The following is a 16,222-nucleotide window of genomic DNA, read 5'->3' on the forward strand; positions in this document are numbered from 1 at the left end:
CTTCCAGAGGGGGAACTGCGTTGCGGTTGTACCAGGCAACCTGTCTTGTCCGACAAGTGTAGCTGAAGCGGGCCGGCTGTCGACGGCGATTCGCTTTTCCCGCCGCAGTGCACAACGCAAGCCGCGATGCCGTGTTAACATGCCCGTTTGACCAATCTGGCCCGCACTGCCGATGCGCCTTTTCCGCCTGCTCAAGATCGCTGCCGTAGCCAGCCGTTTCGGCCTTGACGAAATGGTGCTCGAGCACGAGCCGTCGGGCCGTCTCGTCCGTCTGGCCAACGCGCTGCAGTTCTGGCGCAACCTGTCGGCGCCGCGCGCCGAACGCCTGCGCCTGGCGCTGGAGACACTGGGGCCGATCTTCGTCAAGTTCGGTCAGGTGTTGTCCACCCGCCGCGACCTGATGCCGGCCGACATCGCCGACGAACTGGCCAAGCTGCAGGACCGGGTACCGCCCTTTGCTTCGGCGCTTGCCCTGGCCGAAGTCGAGAAGGCTTACGGCCGGCCGGCGAGCGAGGTTTTCGCCGAATTCGACCCGGTGCCGGTGGCCTCGGCGTCGATCGCCCAGGTGCATTTCGCCAGGTTGCACGAGCGCGACGGCGGCCACGAAGTGGCGGTCAAGATCCTGCGTCCGAACATGCTGTCGGTGATCGAGCACGATCTGGCGCTGATGGACAGCGGCGCCATGCTGCTGGAAAAGCTCTGGGCCGACGGCAAACGCCTGAAGCCGCGGGAAGTCGTCGCCGAATTCGCCAAGTACCTGCGCGACGAACTCGACCTCATGCGCGAAGCGGCCAACGCCTCGCAACTGCGGCGCAACTTCACCGATTCGAAGCTGTTGCTGGTGCCCGAGGTTTACTGGGATTTCTGCACCTCGACGGTGATGGTCATGGAGCGCATGCACGGCACGCCGATCTCGCAGACCGCGCGCCTGGTCGCCGACGGCATCGACATGAAGAAACTATCCGAAGCCGGCGTCGAAATCTTCTTCACCCAGGTCTTCCGCGACGGTTTCTTCCACGCCGACATGCACCCCGGCAACATCTTCGTCGCCGCCGACGGCCGCTACATTGCGCTCGATTTCGGCATCGTCGGCACGCTGACCGACACCGACAAGAACTACCTGGCGCAAAACTTCCTCGCCTTCTTCCGCCGCGATTACAAGCGCGTCGCCGAAACCCACATCGAGTCCGGCTGGGCGCCGCGCGACACCCGGGTCGACGAGTTCGAAGCAGCGATCCGTGCCGTCTGCGAACCGATCTTCGACCGGCCACTGCGCGACATCTCCTTCGGCAAGGTGCTGCTGCGCCTGTTCCAGACCTCGCGCCGCTTCAACGTCGAAATCCAGCCGCAACTGGTGATGCTGCAGAAGACCCTGCTCAACATCGAAGGCCTCGGCCGCCAGCTCGACCCCGACCTCGACCTGTGGAAGACCGCCAAGCCCTTCCTCGAACGCTGGATGAGTGAGCAGATCGGCTGGCGTGGCCTGCTGAAAAGCTTCAAGCAGGAAGCACCGCAGCTGGCGCGCACGCTGCCGCAACTGCCGCGCCTCGTGCACCAGGCGTTGGCGGCGCCGCGCCACGCCGACCCGCAGCCGCAACTGGAGCGCCTGATTACCGCGCAGCGCCGACAGAACCTGTTGCTGACGCTGATCGCCCTGCTGCTCGCCGCCCTGCTCGGCAGCCAGTACCTGAGCTTGTGATGCAGAACGCCGCCGACCTCGCCGACAGCTTCACCGAGGACGACATCGTCGACTGGCTGGGCGAGGCCGAGATTGCCAAGGGCCGCCCCTACGTGGACCTGGTGCGCGACCTGGAAATCGACGACGGCGAGATGCGCGCCGTGGTTCCCGGTTCGGCGCGCCAGCCTTACCGGGTCGAGGCGCTGATCGCCCCGGACACCGGCAGCGGACGGCTGATCGCCCGCTGCACCTGCCCGGTCGGGCGCAACTGCAAGCACGTTGCCGCCGTCCTGCTCAAGGCCATCGAACAGCGCAACCCGAAGGAAAGGGTCAGCGGCAGCGTCCTGTCCTGGGTCGAGGACCTGCGCCGCGCCTCAATCGCCGTCGCCAAGAAGAAGGCACGGCCGGCGAGCGCCCGCCAGCAGCTCTACTACATCCTGAAATGGTCGCCCGACCGGCGCCGCTTCGGCATCGAACTGCGCAAGGGCAAGTACCCGGAAAACGCCGAGGAATGGTGGAAGGTCGACCGCGCCCTGGTCACCCCGCCGCAGTTCGTCAGCGAAGAGGATCTCGGCATCCTGCGCCTGATCTGGGCCGAGCGCGGCCACGACAGCGGCCTGCGCGCCTACGGCCTGGGACCGAAACACGGCGCCGAAATCCTGGAACGAATGGCGGCAACGAACCGCCTCTATCCGGCGCTCGATCTCGGCCTGCCGCTGCACGCCGGCGCCGCGCGAGCGGCCAGCGTCGGCTGGCAGATCGATGGCCAGGGCCTGCAGCGCCCCTATTTCAAGTCGGAACCGCCGACCGAACTGGTGATCGCCGTCGATCCGCCCTGGTACGTCGACCTCACCGAAGGCGAAGCCGGACCGCTGAGCGTCACCGGCAACCCGGCGGTGATCGGCCGACTGTTCTCGCTGCCGCCACTGTCGGCCAAGGAGGCGGCGCTGGTCGCCGACGCCCTCTCCGAACTGGCGCCGGAGCTGCCGCTGCCGGCCGAAGACGCGAGCGCCCGCCTGCGCCAGATCGACAGCCCGCCGCAACCGGTGCTGCAACTGGAAACCCTGCGCACGCACGGCCACCGACCCTGGCGCAAATACGCCTACAGTTTCGGCGGCGGCCTCTTCGACGTCGCCCATGTCCTGTTCCGCTACGGCGACGCCGACCTCAAGCCGCAGCACGAGAACGAATTCGTCACCTTGCCGGAAGGTGAAACGGTACGCGTCAGGCGCCGCCCCGACGAGGAGAAGAAGGCCCTGGCCTGCCTCGCCGACAGCGGCTTGCAGAAGATTCCGGCCAATACGCTGAACACCTTCGGCAGCCCGCCGGAGAGCATCTACGGCCTGGACGAAGAAGCGGCCTGGTATGACTTCATGCAGCGCAGCGTCCCGCAGTTGCGCGAATGCGGCTGGCAGGTCGAGTTCCCCGAGGATTTCCGCCACCATGTCGTCGAAGTCGACGCCTGGGACGCCGAACTGATCGAGACCGACGACGGCTGGTTCGACCTCGACATGGGCATCCTCGTCGAAGGCGAACGCCTGCCGCTGGCCCCGTTGCTGGCCACGCTCTTTCGCCGCGACCCGCGCTGGCTGGAGGGTTTCGAACTGGCGCGCATTCCCGACGACGAGGGCATCGAACTGCTGACCCCGGCCGGCAAGCGCCTGCGCGTCCCGGCCGGCCGCATCAAGCCGCTGGCGATGACGCTGATCGATCTTTTCGACGGCTTCGGCGGCGGCCCGACGCTGCGCCTGTCGCGCTTCGACGCACCGCGCCTGGCCGAACTGACCGACACCAGCCGCTGGGAATTCCGCGGCCAGAACGACGTCCTGGCGCTGGCCGAACGCCTGCAGGCGGCGCAGGGCATCATCGACATCGCGCCGCCGCAGGGTCTGCGCCTCGAACTGCGCCCCTACCAGAAGGAAGGCCTGGCCTGGCTGCAGTTCCTGCGTGAACAAAAGCTGTGCGGCATCCTGGCCGACGACATGGGCCTCGGCAAGACGGCGCAGACGCTGGCCCACCTGCTGCTGGAAAAGGAAGGCGGTCGCCTCGACCGGCCGGCGCTGGTGATCCTGCCGACCTCGCTGATCTTCAACTGGAAGAGCGAAGCGGCGCGCTTCGCCCCCGACCTGCGCGTCCTGTCGCTGCACGGCCCGGAGCGCAAGCAGCGCTTCGCCGAGATCGCCGAGCACGACGTCGTCCTCACCACCTACCCGCTGCTCTGGCGCGACGCCGACGAGTTGATGCGCCACCGCTACCACCTGCTCATCCTCGACGAGGCGCAGACGGTGAAGAACGCGCAGAGCCGCAGCGCCGAGGCGGTGCGCAAGATCGACGCGCGGCACCGCCTGTGCCTGACCGGCACGCCGCTGGAAAACCACCTCGGCGAACTGTGGAGCCAGTTCGACTTCCTGCTCCCCGGCTTCCTCGGCAGCAACAAGCAATTCACCCGTCACTGGCGGACGCCGATTGAAAAGCAGGGCGACATCGACCGCCGCGACCTGCTGGCCCGCCGCATCCGCCCCTTCATCCTGCGCCGCAAGAAGGAGGATGTCGCTCAGGAATTGCCGCCGAAGACGATCATCGTCCGCAGCGTCGAACTCGAAGGCGGCCAGCGCGACCTTTACGAGACGGTACGCGCCGCGATGGACGCCAAGGTGCGCGACGAGATCGCCCAGCGCGGCTTCGCGCGCAGCCAGATCGTCATCCTCGACGCACTGCTCAAGCTCAGGCAGGTCTGCTGCGACCCGCGACTGGTGAAAGCCGGCTCGGCACGCAAGGTCAGCGAACGGGCCAAGCTCGACTTGCTGATGGCGATGCTCCCCGAACTGGTCGACGAGAACCGCCACATCCTGGTCTTCTCGCAATTCACCAGCATGCTGGCGCTGATCGAGCAGGAACTGCAGGCCGCCGGCCTCGCCTACGTCAAGCTGACCGGCGAGACGGTCGACCGCGAAACGCCGATCCGCCGCTTCCAGGAAGGTGGCGCACCGATCTTCCTGATCAGCCTGAAGGCCGGCGGCGTCGGCCTCAACCTGACCGCCGCCGATACCGTGATCCACTACGACCCGTGGTGGAACCCGGCGGTCGAGAACCAGGCCACCGACCGCGCGCACCGCCTCGGCCAGGACAAGCCGGTCTTCGTCTACAAGCTGATCGTCAGCGGCAGCATCGAGGAAAAGATCCTCGCCCTGCAGGAACGCAAGGCCGAACTCGCCGCCGGCATCCTCTCCGAGGACCGCCAGGTCGACATCAAGTTCGGCGACGACGATCTCGCCGCCCTGTTCGAACCACTCCCCGGCTGAGCGCCCCCTATCCGGCAGCGGCCGGCTACCCTTACAATCGGCCACCGTCATGACAAGGGAGAACTCCATGCCGCGCATCGCTCTCAGCGCCCTCCTGCTGCTCTGCGCTCCGCTTCTCGCCGCCGCCGACGACTGGCGGGCCAGCGAAGCCGTGCAAGGCAGTTTCGCCGACACCCGCGACGCGGTTGTCACGGCGATCGAGAACCGTGGTCTGGTGATCAACGCAAGCAGCCACATCAGTGACATGCTCGACCGCACCGGCAGCGATCTTGGCACATCGCGGCGCATTTACGAGAAGGCGGAGATCCTCGAATTCTGTTCGGCAGCGCTGTCACGCCAGATGATGGAAACCAATCCGCACGACATCGTCAATTGCCCGTTCTCCATCGCCATCTACACGCTGGCCGGACAACCGGCGACCACCTGGGTCGGTTACCGCAGACAGGCCGGCCAATCGGCCGCCGCCATCGAAAAAATGCTCGCCGACATCGTCGCCGAAGCCCTGCACTGACTCAGGCCTGACAGTCGGCGCCCGCAAGGAGGTCGAGCAGGCCGGCCAGGGCATGCCTGACCGACTGCTCGCGCACCGCCGCCCGCTCCCCGGAAAACACCCGGGTCTGCGCCAGACAGCCAGCTTCCCGGCCAGCCCAGGCGAAACAGACGGTACCCACCGGTTTCTCCGGCGAGCCACCGCCGGGACCGGCAATGCCGGTGATCGCCAGCGTCCAGTCAGCCCGGCTATGCGCCAGCGCCCCCTGCGCCATCGCCCGCGCCACCGCTTCCGACACCGCGCCGTGACGGGCCAGCGTCGCTTCGGGCACGCCCAGCATCTCGACCTTGGCGGCGTTGGAATAAGTGACAAAACCGCGGTCGAACCAGCCCGAACTGCCGGCGATCGCCGTTATCGACTGGGCAACCCAGCCGCCCGTACAGGATTCGGCACAGGCCAGCCATTCGCCACGCCCGCTCAGCACGCCACCAAGCCGCTCGGCCAGCCATTCAAGATCGTTCATGTCGCAGTCCACGTCAGCAGCGCCGGATCAAGGCACGGCTGCCGACGCCACAATTGGTTACACAAGAGGCACGAAAGAGCGACAGACCGCTAGCTGTCATCGTCATAAACTGCAAGGGCATTGAACCCCTCCTCTCGAATTCCCCCGTTCGAGACACTTCCCCCCCGCCCATCGGCGGGGGTTTTTTTTGGCCCAATGATACGCGAATCGCTATAATTGGACATTTAGTCCATTTTACAAACGGGGTCTTGAGCATGGCCGAACAAAATTTCTCCAAGCGCACCATGTGGGTGTCGATCATCGTCGCCGCCATTCTGATTGCTATCATTTATCCGCTAACCGACCGCTCCTACAAGTCTGCAGCGGATGCTGGCGCCAGCGCCGGTGCCGACGAGGCTGAAGTACGCATCCAGCCGGTTGCCGGTTTCGCGCTGGCCAAGGCCGACGCCGCCCCGGCCGAAGGCGCCGCGCCGAAGGATGGCCCGACGGTATACAACACCGTCTGCGGCGCCTGCCACAACACTGGCGCCGCCGGCGCGCCGAAGATCGACGACAAGGCCGCTTGGGCGCCGCGCCTGGCGACCGGCAACGATGCACTGCTCACCTCGGTGCTCAAGGGCAAGAATGCAATGCCGCCGAAGGGTGGCGCATCGGCGCTGTCCGACGACGAAATCAAGGGCGCGCTCGACTACATCCTGGGCAAGGTCAAGTAAGACCAACGCAAGAAGTCCTGCAAGGGAGGCTGCGGCCTCCCTTTTCCGTTGACCGCGATGTCCGCGGCGCGCTCAGCGCTTGCCGGCAAGCATCGCCTTCAGCGCGTCAAGGCGCGCACTGCCGGTCGCCTTGTCCGGCGGCGCCGCCTGCTTGCCGCCGCTGAAGCGGACATCGTCCTGGCCCATCTCGGCGATGAAGCGTGACGGCTCGCAGGGAATCAGCTCACGCGCCTGCTTGCGCTTCTCGCAATAACTGATGTGCAGCGAGCGCTGGGCGCGGGTGATGCCAACGTACATCAGCCGCCGCTCCTCCTGCAGTTTGGCCGGATCGAGGGATTCGCGGTGGGGCAGGATGCCTTCCTCGACGCCGACCAGGAAGACATGCTTGTACTCCAGCCCTTTCGCCGCATGCAGCGTCGATAGCTGGACGGCGTCGATCTCGTCGCTGTTCTGCTTGTCGAGCATGTTGATCAGGGCGATGCTCTGCACCATGTCGATCAAGGTCTTGCCGTCTTCCTCGCCCTTGCGGTTGATCCAGTCGGCAAACTCGCCGACATTGGCCCAGCGCGTCTGCGCCGTGCGCTGTTCCTCGCTGTCGTAAAGGTAAGCCTCGTAATCGATCGCCTTGAGCAGATCGGGCAGCACCTGCTGCGCCGGCTCGCGCGTCGCCCGCGCCTGCATGCGGTTGATGAAATGACAGAACTCGAGCAGCGGCTCTATCTGGCGAGCCTGCACGCGCTGGACAAAGCCCTCTTCGAACGCGGCATGGAAGAGGGAGACGTGGCGCTCGCCGGCATAGGTGCCGAGCGCCTGCAGGGTAGCGGCACCGATCCCGCGGCGCGGCGTGGTGGCGGCGCGGATGAAGGCGGGGTCGTCATCCTCGTTGGCGAGCAGGCGCAGATAACTGATGATGTCCTTGATCTCGGCCTTGTCGAAGAAGGACTGGCCGCCGGACAGCAGGTAGGGGATTTTCTGATTGCGCAACTGGGTTTCGAGCAGGCGCGCCTGATGGTTGGAGCGGTACAGGATGGCGTAGTCGCGGAACTTGCCGCGATGCTCGAAACGGTGCGCCTGCAGCTTCATGACCACGCTTTCAGCTTCGGCCTCGTTGTCCTTGCAGGCGGTGACGTGGATCGGGTCGCCATGGCCCAGCTCCGACCACAAGGTCTTGTCGAACAGCTTCTCGTTGTGGGCGATGACGTTGTTGGCGGCCTTCAGGATGCGCACCGTCGAGCGGTAGTTCTGCTCGAGCTTGATCACCTTGAGCGCCGGGAATTCTGCCGGCAGCTTCTTCAGGTTGTCGATGTCGGCGCCGCGCCAGCCGTAGATTGCCTGGTCGTCGTCGCCCACCGCCGTGAACTGGGCGCGGATCCCGGTCAGCAGCTTGAGCACCTGGTACTGGCAGGCGTTGGTGTCCTGGTATTCATCGACCAGCAGGTAGCGCAGGCGGTTCTGCCACTTCTCGGCGATCTGCGGATGTTCGCTGAACAGCTTCACCGGCAAGCCGATCAGGTCGTCGAAATCGACCGCCTGGTAGGCCTTCAGTGTCGCCTCGTAACTCAGGTAGGCAGCAGCAGCGAGCGCCTCGTGTTCGTTGGCCGCCAGGTGGCGGGCGGCCTCCGGCGTGACCAGCGCGTTCTTCCAGTTCGAGATGATCGACTGCAGACGACGCAAGCTCGCCTTGTCCACGGTCTTCGCGCAGTCGCCAATGATGCCGGCGCAGTCGGCCGAATCGAAAATCGAAAAGCGCGGCTTGTAACCGAGCGCCTTCGCTTCCTCACGCAGGATGCGCACGCCGAGCGAGTGGAAGGTCGAAATCTGCAGCTCGTTGGCCACCGACGCGGAAAGCAGCTTGCCGACGCGCTCCTGCATTTCCTTCGCTGCCTTGTTGGTGAAGGTTATGGCAGCGATGTTGCGCGGCTGGAAGCCGCAATCCTGAACCAAGTAGGCGATCTTCTGCGTGATCACGCGGGTCTTGCCTGAGCCGGCACCGGCCAGGACGAGCAGGGGACCGTCGAGATAGTAGATCGCTTCGCGTTGCTGGGGATTGAGGCCGGACATGCTGTACAGGAACCAGGGAAAATCGCGGCAAGCGAGGCGCCGCTGCGGCCGCGCATTTTACCCCATGCCGGAGGCGCCGCCCTCAGGCCTTCTCGTCGATCTTGCCCGGGCGCCGGGCACGCGTATCGAAGCGCAGCAGTTGCATGGCATCCGAACCCATGCCAACCAAGCGTCGGGCAAGCTGGTCCGCCTGCTGACGGCGTCGCTCAACGCCCTGATAAGGACCGACCGCACGCGGATCGACTTCGGCCATGTCCTGCTGCTGCGAGCGCTCGCGCTCGTTGACCACGCCTTCCATCGGCTCGACCCGCCGTACCGTCCCGGCCTGGGCGAGCGCAGCCCGCTCCGCCGCTTCCGGCGAGGCTTGCTGCGTGGTCGAGGGCAGGCGTGACATCTTCATGATCGGGCTCCTGACCCGATCTACGGCACGCCAGCAAAAAACTTTAATGCCGGCGGCAAATCAGCACGACATTACAGCGCGCCAAACACCTTCTTCAGGATAGCGCTGCCGGCGCCAAGCGGGTTGGCGCGCAGCTTGCGTTCTTCTTCGGCGATCACCAGGAACAGCCCGTCCATCGCCTTGTGCGTGACATAGCTGTCGATGTCCGCATCCTTCTTGTCGATCAGGCCGAAATTGGCGGCCTTGCCGGCGAAGTTGTTGTACTGCTCGGCCAGTTGCAGCTTGCTGGTCGCCGCCTTGACGATCGGCTGGAAGCGGGTCACCAGCTGGTCGCTGGTGGAGCGCCGGAAGTACTGGGTGACGCTGTCGTCACCACCGGTCAGGATGGCCTTGGCGTCCTGCAGCGTCATCCGGCGGATGGCGTCGGAGAGGATGGGCAGGGCTTCGGCAACGGCATTCTCCGCCGCATGATTCATCGTCTCGACCAGCTGATCGGCCTGCTTGCCCATGCCAAACATGCGCAAGGCCGATTCGGCGTCATCGAGATAGCCTGGCAACGGAATCTTGACCTTCTTGTTGCCGAGGAAGCCATTCTGCTGCCCCAGCGACGACACGGCGAACTCGGCGCCCTTGGCCAGCGCTTCACGCACCCCGGAACCGGCATCGGCATTGGAGATGCCGTCGAGCGCCCCGGCTTGCGCCGGCAGCGCAGCAAAAGCCAGGAACAGCGCCAGGATCGGCGCCAGCCAGCGGTTCGCAATGTGGTTCATGATGTGCGTCCTCGGTGATCAGACGATGTCGAGATGGCCGATGCCCTTGGTCAGGTCACGGTCCTTGGAGTCCTTGCCGTTGAGCTTGATCTGCAGGCGCAGGTCGTTCAGCGAATCGGCGTTGCGCAACGCGTCTTCGTAGGTGATCTTGCCGCCGTCGTAGAGATCGAACAGCGCCTGGTCGAAGGTCTGCATGCCCAGTTCGCGCGACTTCTTCATAATTTCCTTGATCTCCTGGACTTCACCGCGGAAGATCAGGTCGGAAATCAGTGGCGAGTTGAGCATGATTTCGACTGCCGCCACCCGCCCCTTGCCATCCCTCTTGGGCAGCAGGCGCTGCGAGACCATCGCCCGGATGTTCAGCGACATGTCCATCAGCAATTGCTGGCGCCGCTCTTCGGGGAAGAAGTTGATGATCCGGTCGATCGCCTGGTTGGTGCTGTTGGCGTGCAGCGTCGCCAGCGCGAGGTGGCCGGTTTCGGCGAAGGCGATGGCGTAGTCCATGGTGTTGCGGTCGCGGATTTCGCCCATCAGGATGACATCCGGTGCCTGACGCAGGGTGTTCTTCAGCGCCGGTCCCCAGTCATCGGTATCGACACCGACTTCGCGCTGCGTGACGATGCAGTTCTTGTGCTCGTGCACGTATTCGATCGGATCCTCGATCGTGATGATGTGACCGTAGCTGTTTTCGTTGCGGTAATCGACCAGCGCCGCCAGCGAAGTCGTCTTGCCGGTACCGGTACCACCGACGAAGATGATCAGGCCGCGCTTGGTCATCGCCAGATCCTTGAGCACTGCAGGCAAGCCCAGCTCGTCAAGGCTCGGGATGGTCATGTTGATGGTCCGGCAGACGACGGCGACGCGTCCCTGCTGGACCAGCGCGTTGACCCGGAAGCGGCCGATGCCGGTCGGCGAGATGGCGAAGTTGCATTCGCGCGTCGATTCAAACTCCGCCGCCTGACGGTCGTTCATGATCGCCCGCGCCAGTTCCGCCGTGTGCTGTGAAGTCAGCACCTGGTTGGACACTGGTGTGATCTTGCCGTCTATCTTGATCGCCGGCGGGAAGCCGGCGGTGATGAATAGGTCGGAGCCACGCTTCTGCGTCATCAAACGCAGAAGATCGTGCATGAATTTCATCGCCTGATCGCGTTCCATGTATTCCCCTTAATTGCGTCCTTCCGCCCCTCAGGCCGGAAAGGCTTCCTTGTTGGCGGCACGCACGCGTGCCTCGCTGCTCGAAACGACATTGCGCCGCACCAGGTCGATCAGACACTGGTCCAGCGTCTGCATGCCCAGTGCCTGGCCGGTCTGGATCGCCGAGTACATCTGCGCCACCTTGTTCTCGCGGATCAGGTTGCGGATCGCCGGCGTGCCGATCATGATTTCGTGCGCCGCGACGCGGCCCTGACCGTCCTTGGTCTTGAGCAGCGTCTGGGCGATCACCGCGCGCAAGGATTCGGAGAGCATGGCACGGACCATTTCCTTTTCGTCGGCCGGGAAGACGTCGACGATACGGTCAATCGTCTTCGCCGCCGACGAGGTATGCAGCGTGCCGAACACCAGGTGGCCGGTTTCGGCCGCGGTCAGCGCCAGGCGGATGGTTTCCAGGTCGCGCATTTCGCCGACCAGGATGACGTCCGGATCTTCGCGCAGCGCCGAGCGCAGCGCGTTCGAGAAGGACAGTGTCTGCGGCCCGACTTCGCGCTGGTTGATCAGGCACTTCTTCGACTCGTGAACGAATTCGATCGGGTCCTCGATGGTCAGGATGTGCGCGTAATCGTTTTCATTGACGTGGTTCACCATCGCCGCCAGCGTCGTCGACTTGCCGGAACCGGTCGGTCCGGTGACCAGCACGATGCCACGCGGATACTCGGCGATGTCCTTGAAGATGCGCGGACAGTTCAGTTCCTCAAGCGACAGCACCTTGCTCGGAATGGTCCGGAAGACCGCCGCCGCACCGCGCTGCTGGTTGAAGGCATTGACCCGGAAACGGGCCAGGTTGGGAATCTCGAACGAAAAGTCGCACTCCAGCGTTTCCTCGTAAACCTTGCGCTGGGCGTCGTTCATGATGTCGTACACCATACCGTGCACGTCTTTGTGCTCCATCGGCGGCAGGTTGATGCGCCGGACGTCGCCGTGGACGCGGATCATCGGCGGCAAGCCGGACGAGAGGTGCAGGTCGGAAGCCTTGTTCTTGACGCTGAAGGCCAGCAGTTCGGTGATGTCCATGCGATCGGTCCTCGGAGCCCGTGTATACTGAGGTGACAAAAATTGCCAATGGATTATGAGCGCAATCGCCGACAACCTGCAAGCTGTACGCATACGAATTGCCGCTGCCGAGCGACGTTACGGCCGCCCCCCCGGCAGTGTCCAGCTGCTCGCGGTGAGCAAAACCAAACCGCTGGCCGACATCCTCGCCGCCCATGCGGCGGGTCAAACCGCCTTCGGCGAGAATTACGTCCAGGAAGGCGTCGACAAATGCCAGGCAAGCCGCGATCTTCGGCTGACCTGGCATTTCATCGGCCCCCTGCAGACCAACAAGACGCGGCCAGTCGCCGAAAATTTCGCCTGGGTTCATTCGCTCGACCGCCTGAAGGTCGCTCAACGCCTTGCCGCGCAGCGCCCCGCCGGGCTACCGCCGCTGCAGGTCTGCGTTCAGGTCAATGTCTCCGGCGCAGCGAGCAAGAGCGGCTGCGCGCCAGCCGCGGCGAGCGAACTCTGTCACGCCGTGGCCGCCCTGCCAAACCTGTGCCTGCGCGGCCTGATGACCATCCCCGAGCCGAGCAACGAGTTCACTGCCCAGCGCCGCCCCTTCCGTCAGTTGCGCGAACTCCTGGAACAATTGCGTGCCGAAGGCCTGGCGCTCGACACGCTATCCATGGGCATGACCCACGATCTCGAGGCCGCGATCGCCGAAGGCGCCACCCTGGTGCGCATCGGCACGGCCATTTTTGGTGAAAGAAACTACGCATGAAAATCCTTTTCCTCGGCGGTGGCAACATGGCCAACGCGCTGATTGGCGGCATGGTCAAGCAGGGCTTTGCCGCTACCGACATCCACATCATCGATCCCGGCAGCGAAGCGCGCCAACGCCTGGCGGAGAGCTATGGCGTCAGCTGCCACGCCGCAGCCGGCGACGCCCCGGTGGCGCCGGACGTCCTGGTCCTGGCGGTCAAACCGCAACAGATGCGCGAGGCCGTTGCGCCACTCGTTGGCCGTCTTGGCGAGGCACTGGTCGTCAGCATCGCCGCCGGTCTCGGCATGGCGGCGCTGGCGCGCTGGCTCGGCGACCACCGGCGCATCGTCCGCTGCATGCCGAACACGCCGGCCCTGGTCGGTGCCGGCATCACCGGCCTGTGCGCGCTGCCCGAAGTTGACGCGGCCGGCCGGGCGCTTGCCGAGCGCGTTCTGCAGGCTGTCGGCAGCACCGTCTGGATCGACGACGAAGCGCAGATGGACGGCGTCACCGCGCTTTCCGGCAGCGGTCCGGCTTACGTCTTCCTGTTCATCGAGGCGCTGCAGCAGGCCGCCAGCGAACTCGGCTTCAGCGCCGAACAAGGCCGTCAGCTCGCCATCGAGACGGTACGCGGCGCGGCCGCACTGGCCGCCGCCTCGAACGACCCGGCGTCGCTGCTGCGCGAACGGGTGACCTCGAAGGGCGGCACCACCGAAGCGGCGCTGCAGGTGATGCTGGCGCGCGGCGTCAAGGACGGTATCGTCGCCGGTTGCCTGGCCGCCGAGGCGCGTGGCCGCGAGCTCGGCAAGCTGCTCGGAGGCGACTGATGCAGGCCGTCCTGTTCCTGGTCAACGCCGTCGCCGCCTTCTTCTGCACGCTCTTCCTGCTGCGCTTCATGATGCAGTTGGCGCGCGTCTCGTTTGCCGGCCAGATCGGCGACTTCGTGATCAAGCTCACCAACTGGGCGGTCAAGCCGCTGCGCCGGATCGTTCCGGGTGTCGCCGGCGTCGATTGGGCGAGCCTGATTGCCGCCCTCTGGCTGCAGCTGATGCTGGCCGGCCTGCTCCTCGCGCTGTCGCCGCTGCCGCTCGCTGCCGACGCCGTCGGCATGCTGCTGATGATCCTGATGCTGGCGGTACGCAGCCTGATCCAGCTCACCGTCTACATCCTGATCGGCGCCCTGATCCTGCAGGCGGTGCTGTCCTGGGTCAATCCGTATTCGCCCGTGGCGCCGACGGTCAACCAGTTGGTGAGGCCGATCCTGGCGCCGATTCGCCGCTTCGTGCCGCCCATCTCCGGTATCGACCTGTCGCCGCTGGTGGCCATCCTGCTGCTGCAGGTTGTCCTGATGTTCGTTTGATGGACGAGTGGTACCGGGTCGCCGCCGACGGCAAGATCACGCTGACCCTGCACATCCAGCCCGGCGCGAAGAAGAGCGAATGCGCCGGCCGCCATGGCGACGCGCTGAAGATCCGGCTAGCGGCGCCGCCGGTGGATGGCAAGGCGAATGCCGCGCTGACCGAATTCGTCGCCGAGCACCTCGGACTGCCGCGGGCGGCGGTACGGCTGAAGAGTGGGCAGACCTCGCGGCGCAAGGTGCTGGAAGTGAGCGGCAGCACACCGGCGGCCGTCGCCAGTCTCGCTAGCTGAACCGACCGGCGACGGCTGCCCGGCCAGCCTATTTTTTGGCCGGCCCCACCGTCAGTTCGGCGCGCAGCTTGTCCACGCTCTTCTTGCCGAAGCCCTTGACCTGGCTCAGGTCATCGACCGACTTGAAGGGACCGTTCTTCTCCCGGTACTGGACGATGGCCTTGGCCTTGCCCGGGCCGATGCCCTTGACCGCGTCGAGTTCGGCGACGCTCGCCGTGTTCAGGTTGACGGCGGCAAGCGCGGCGCCGATACCGGCCAGCATTCCGAACAGCAATGTGGTGACACGCTTCATCTGAATTTCCTCCGGAGTAAGGATGTTTCGGGGTAACGCGCGCCGGCCCATCCGGTGCGCGAATTAATTCTAGATGAATATGACAATGTATTTGTGAACAAAATAATGCGGCCGCGCGGGCCGCATCGGGAAAGGCCGGGGCTCAGAAAACGAGCCGGCCGTCGACCAGGGTGTGGCGGACCTTGCCGCTCATCTGGTAACCCAGCCAGGGCGAATTCTTGCCGCGGCTCTTCAGGGCTTCCGGGGTCAGCGTCCAGTTCGCCGCCGGGTCGAAAATACAGAGGTCGGCGGCCGCCCCGATCGCCAGCGTGCCGCCGCTCAGGCCGAGGATTTCCGCCGGCGCGCAGGTAATGCGGGCCAGCGCGGCAGGCAGGGCGACGCCTTCCTGCTCGGCCCATTTCAAGGTCAGCGGCAGCAGTACTTCGAGCCCGGTGGCACCGGGTTTCGCCTCGCCGAAGGGCACCAGCTTGTCGTCGGCGCCGACCGGCGTGTGATCCGAACAGATCGCCGCCAGGCCGGCGGCAGCCGCCGCCGACAGCGCGGCGCGATCGTCCCGGGTACGCAGCGGCGGCAGGAAGCGGGCGTGCGTGTTGAAGAAGCCGATGTCGTTCTCGGTCAGCAGCAGGTGATGGACGCCGATGTCGCAGCTGACCGGCAGACCTTCGCCGATCGCCGCCTTGACCAGGGCGACGCCGGCCGCCGACGACAGCCGCGTCAGATGCACGCGGCAGCCGGTGTCGCGCACCAGCTGGACGATGGTGGCGATGGCGATGGTTTCGGCGGCAACCGGGATGCCGGCCAGGCCGAGGCGGGCGGAAAGTTCGCCGTCGTGGGCGATGCCGTTGCGCGACAGCCAGTAATCCTGCGGATGGAGGAAAACCGGGAAGTCGAAGCTGGCCGCGTATTCGAGCGCGCGCAGCAGGGCCTCGGTATCGACCACCGGCACCTTGGCCTGCGAGAAGGCGACGCAGCCGGCCTTCTTGAGGCCGGCCAGCTCGGACAGGCGCTCACCCTTCAGGCCGAGCGTCAGCGCGCCGAGCGGCAAAACGCGCGCCTTGCGGATTTCCTTGGCGCGATGCACCAGACGGTCGGCGAGCTCCGGCTCGTCGAGCGGCGGATCGGCGTCCGGCGGCACGACGACGCTAGTCACGCCGCCGGCAACCGCCGCCGCCAGTTCGGCTTCGATCGAGTTGAGACGGGCGCCGAGGTCGATCAGGCCGGGACAGACGACACAGCCGGCGGCATCGATCGTCCGCTCGGCGACAAAGCCGGCGGGCGCTTCGCCGAGTGCGGCGATCTTGCGGTCGACGATGAAAAGCGAGGTGTTGCTGCGGTCGAGGCCGGATTTCGGGTCGATGACGCGGCCGTTGCAGATTTCGATATTCAT

At 65.4% G+C, this 16,222-nt stretch carries 16 protein-coding genes; 8 read left to right on the forward strand and 8 right to left on the reverse strand.

Annotated elements, in window-relative coordinates; translation table 11 throughout:
- Nucleotides 1–172 precede the first annotated feature (172 nt).
- The 3 genes from ubiB to ACE3OV_RS03355 all read left to right on the forward strand — a co-directional run bounded on the left by ubiB (nt 173) and on the right by ACE3OV_RS03355 (nt 5,491).
- Nucleotides 173–1,699, forward strand: a complete 1,527-nt coding sequence (gene ubiB / locus ACE3OV_RS03345; protein ID WP_374325005.1) for a ubiquinone biosynthesis regulatory protein kinase UbiB — start codon at nt 173–175, stop codon at nt 1,697–1,699.
- Nucleotides 1,699–4,980, forward strand: coding sequence for an SNF2-related protein (locus ACE3OV_RS03350; RefSeq protein ID WP_374325008.1), 3,282 nt, complete (start codon nt 1,699–1,701; stop codon nt 4,978–4,980). Before ubiB ends, ACE3OV_RS03350 begins: the two co-directional genes overlap by 1 nt.
- A 67-nt stretch (nt 4,981–5,047) precedes the next feature.
- Nucleotides 5,048–5,491 carry a DUF302 domain-containing protein gene (locus ACE3OV_RS03355; RefSeq protein WP_374325011.1) on the forward strand — a complete coding sequence of 148 codons (444 nt, stop codon included), beginning with the start codon at nt 5,048–5,050 and terminating at the stop codon, nt 5,489–5,491.
- Between the two features lies 1 nt (nt 5,492).
- Here the strand turns inward: ACE3OV_RS03355 and pncC are convergent, their stop codons facing one another.
- Nucleotides 5,493–5,993: a nicotinamide-nucleotide amidase gene (pncC, locus tag ACE3OV_RS03360; protein WP_374325013.1), complete on the reverse strand. Its 501-nt coding sequence runs from the start codon at nt 5,991–5,993 to the stop codon at nt 5,493–5,495.
- Nucleotides 5,994–6,247: 254 nt separating this feature from the next.
- Here pncC and ACE3OV_RS03365 point away from each other — a divergent pair, with 254 nt between their 5' ends.
- A complete protein-coding gene (locus ACE3OV_RS03365) occupies nt 6,248–6,706 on the forward strand; it encodes a cytochrome c5 family protein (protein ID WP_374325015.1) in 459 nt (152 codons plus the stop codon).
- 72 nt (nt 6,707–6,778) lie between these two features.
- Here the strand turns inward: ACE3OV_RS03365 and ACE3OV_RS03370 are convergent, their stop codons facing one another.
- The 5 genes from ACE3OV_RS03370 to ACE3OV_RS03390 all read right to left on the reverse strand — a co-directional run bounded on the left by ACE3OV_RS03370 (nt 6,779) and on the right by ACE3OV_RS03390 (nt 12,166).
- Nucleotides 6,779–8,767: a UvrD-helicase domain-containing protein gene (locus ACE3OV_RS03370; protein WP_374325017.1), complete on the reverse strand. Its 1,989-nt coding sequence runs from the start codon at nt 8,765–8,767 to the stop codon at nt 6,779–6,781.
- An 82-nt stretch (nt 8,768–8,849) separates the two neighbouring features.
- Nucleotides 8,850–9,167, reverse strand: coding sequence for a hypothetical protein (locus tag ACE3OV_RS03375; RefSeq protein WP_374325020.1), 318 nt, complete (start codon nt 9,165–9,167; stop codon nt 8,850–8,852).
- A gap of 71 nt (nt 9,168–9,238) precedes the next feature.
- Nucleotides 9,239–9,937 (reverse strand): DUF4197 domain-containing protein, encoded by a 699-nt coding sequence (locus tag ACE3OV_RS03380; RefSeq protein WP_374325022.1) that lies wholly within the window; start codon nt 9,935–9,937, stop codon nt 9,239–9,241.
- Nucleotides 9,938–9,955: 18 nt separating this feature from the next.
- Nucleotides 9,956–11,092: a PilT/PilU family type 4a pilus ATPase gene (locus ACE3OV_RS03385; RefSeq protein WP_374325023.1), complete on the reverse strand. Its 1,137-nt coding sequence runs from the start codon at nt 11,090–11,092 to the stop codon at nt 9,956–9,958.
- Between the two features lie 30 nt (nt 11,093–11,122).
- Complete coding sequence (locus tag ACE3OV_RS03390; RefSeq protein WP_374325025.1) at nt 11,123–12,166, reverse strand: type IV pilus twitching motility protein PilT; 1,044 nt, start codon at nt 12,164–12,166, stop codon at nt 11,123–11,125.
- A 55-nt stretch (nt 12,167–12,221) separates the two neighbouring features.
- Here ACE3OV_RS03390 and ACE3OV_RS03395 point away from each other — a divergent pair, with 55 nt between their 5' ends.
- From ACE3OV_RS03395 to ACE3OV_RS03410, 4 genes are read left to right on the forward strand one after another with little or no spacing between them, the layout of a single operon-like run.
- Nucleotides 12,222–12,911 (forward strand): YggS family pyridoxal phosphate-dependent enzyme, encoded by a 690-nt coding sequence (locus ACE3OV_RS03395; protein WP_374325027.1) that lies wholly within the window; start codon nt 12,222–12,224, stop codon nt 12,909–12,911.
- Entirely contained in the window at nt 12,908–13,720 is an 813-nt protein-coding gene (gene proC / locus ACE3OV_RS03400) for a pyrroline-5-carboxylate reductase (RefSeq protein ID WP_374325029.1), read from the forward strand. Before ACE3OV_RS03395 ends, proC begins: the two co-directional genes overlap by 4 nt.
- A complete protein-coding gene (locus ACE3OV_RS03405) occupies nt 13,720–14,253 on the forward strand; it encodes a YggT family protein (protein WP_374325031.1) in 534 nt (177 codons plus the stop codon). Before proC ends, ACE3OV_RS03405 begins: the two co-directional genes overlap by 1 nt.
- Nucleotides 14,253–14,543: a DUF167 domain-containing protein gene (locus tag ACE3OV_RS03410; protein WP_374325033.1), complete on the forward strand. Its 291-nt coding sequence runs from the start codon at nt 14,253–14,255 to the stop codon at nt 14,541–14,543. The genes ACE3OV_RS03405 and ACE3OV_RS03410 overlap by 1 nt, the downstream gene beginning before the upstream one ends.
- A 28-nt stretch (nt 14,544–14,571) precedes the next feature.
- On the opposite strand, the gene ACE3OV_RS03415 is transcribed toward ACE3OV_RS03410, so the two are convergent.
- Nucleotides 14,572–14,835, reverse strand: a complete 264-nt coding sequence (locus ACE3OV_RS03415; protein WP_374325035.1) for a ComEA family DNA-binding protein — start codon at nt 14,833–14,835, stop codon at nt 14,572–14,574.
- 142 nt (nt 14,836–14,977) lie between these two features.
- Nucleotides 14,978–16,222, reverse strand: coding sequence for a dihydroorotase (locus tag ACE3OV_RS03420; RefSeq protein ID WP_374325036.1), 1,245 nt, complete (start codon nt 16,220–16,222; stop codon nt 14,978–14,980).

It is taken from the genome of Azonexus sp. (assembly GCF_041909095.1).
Taxonomy (GTDB): domain Bacteria; phylum Pseudomonadota; class Gammaproteobacteria; order Burkholderiales; family Rhodocyclaceae; genus Azonexus.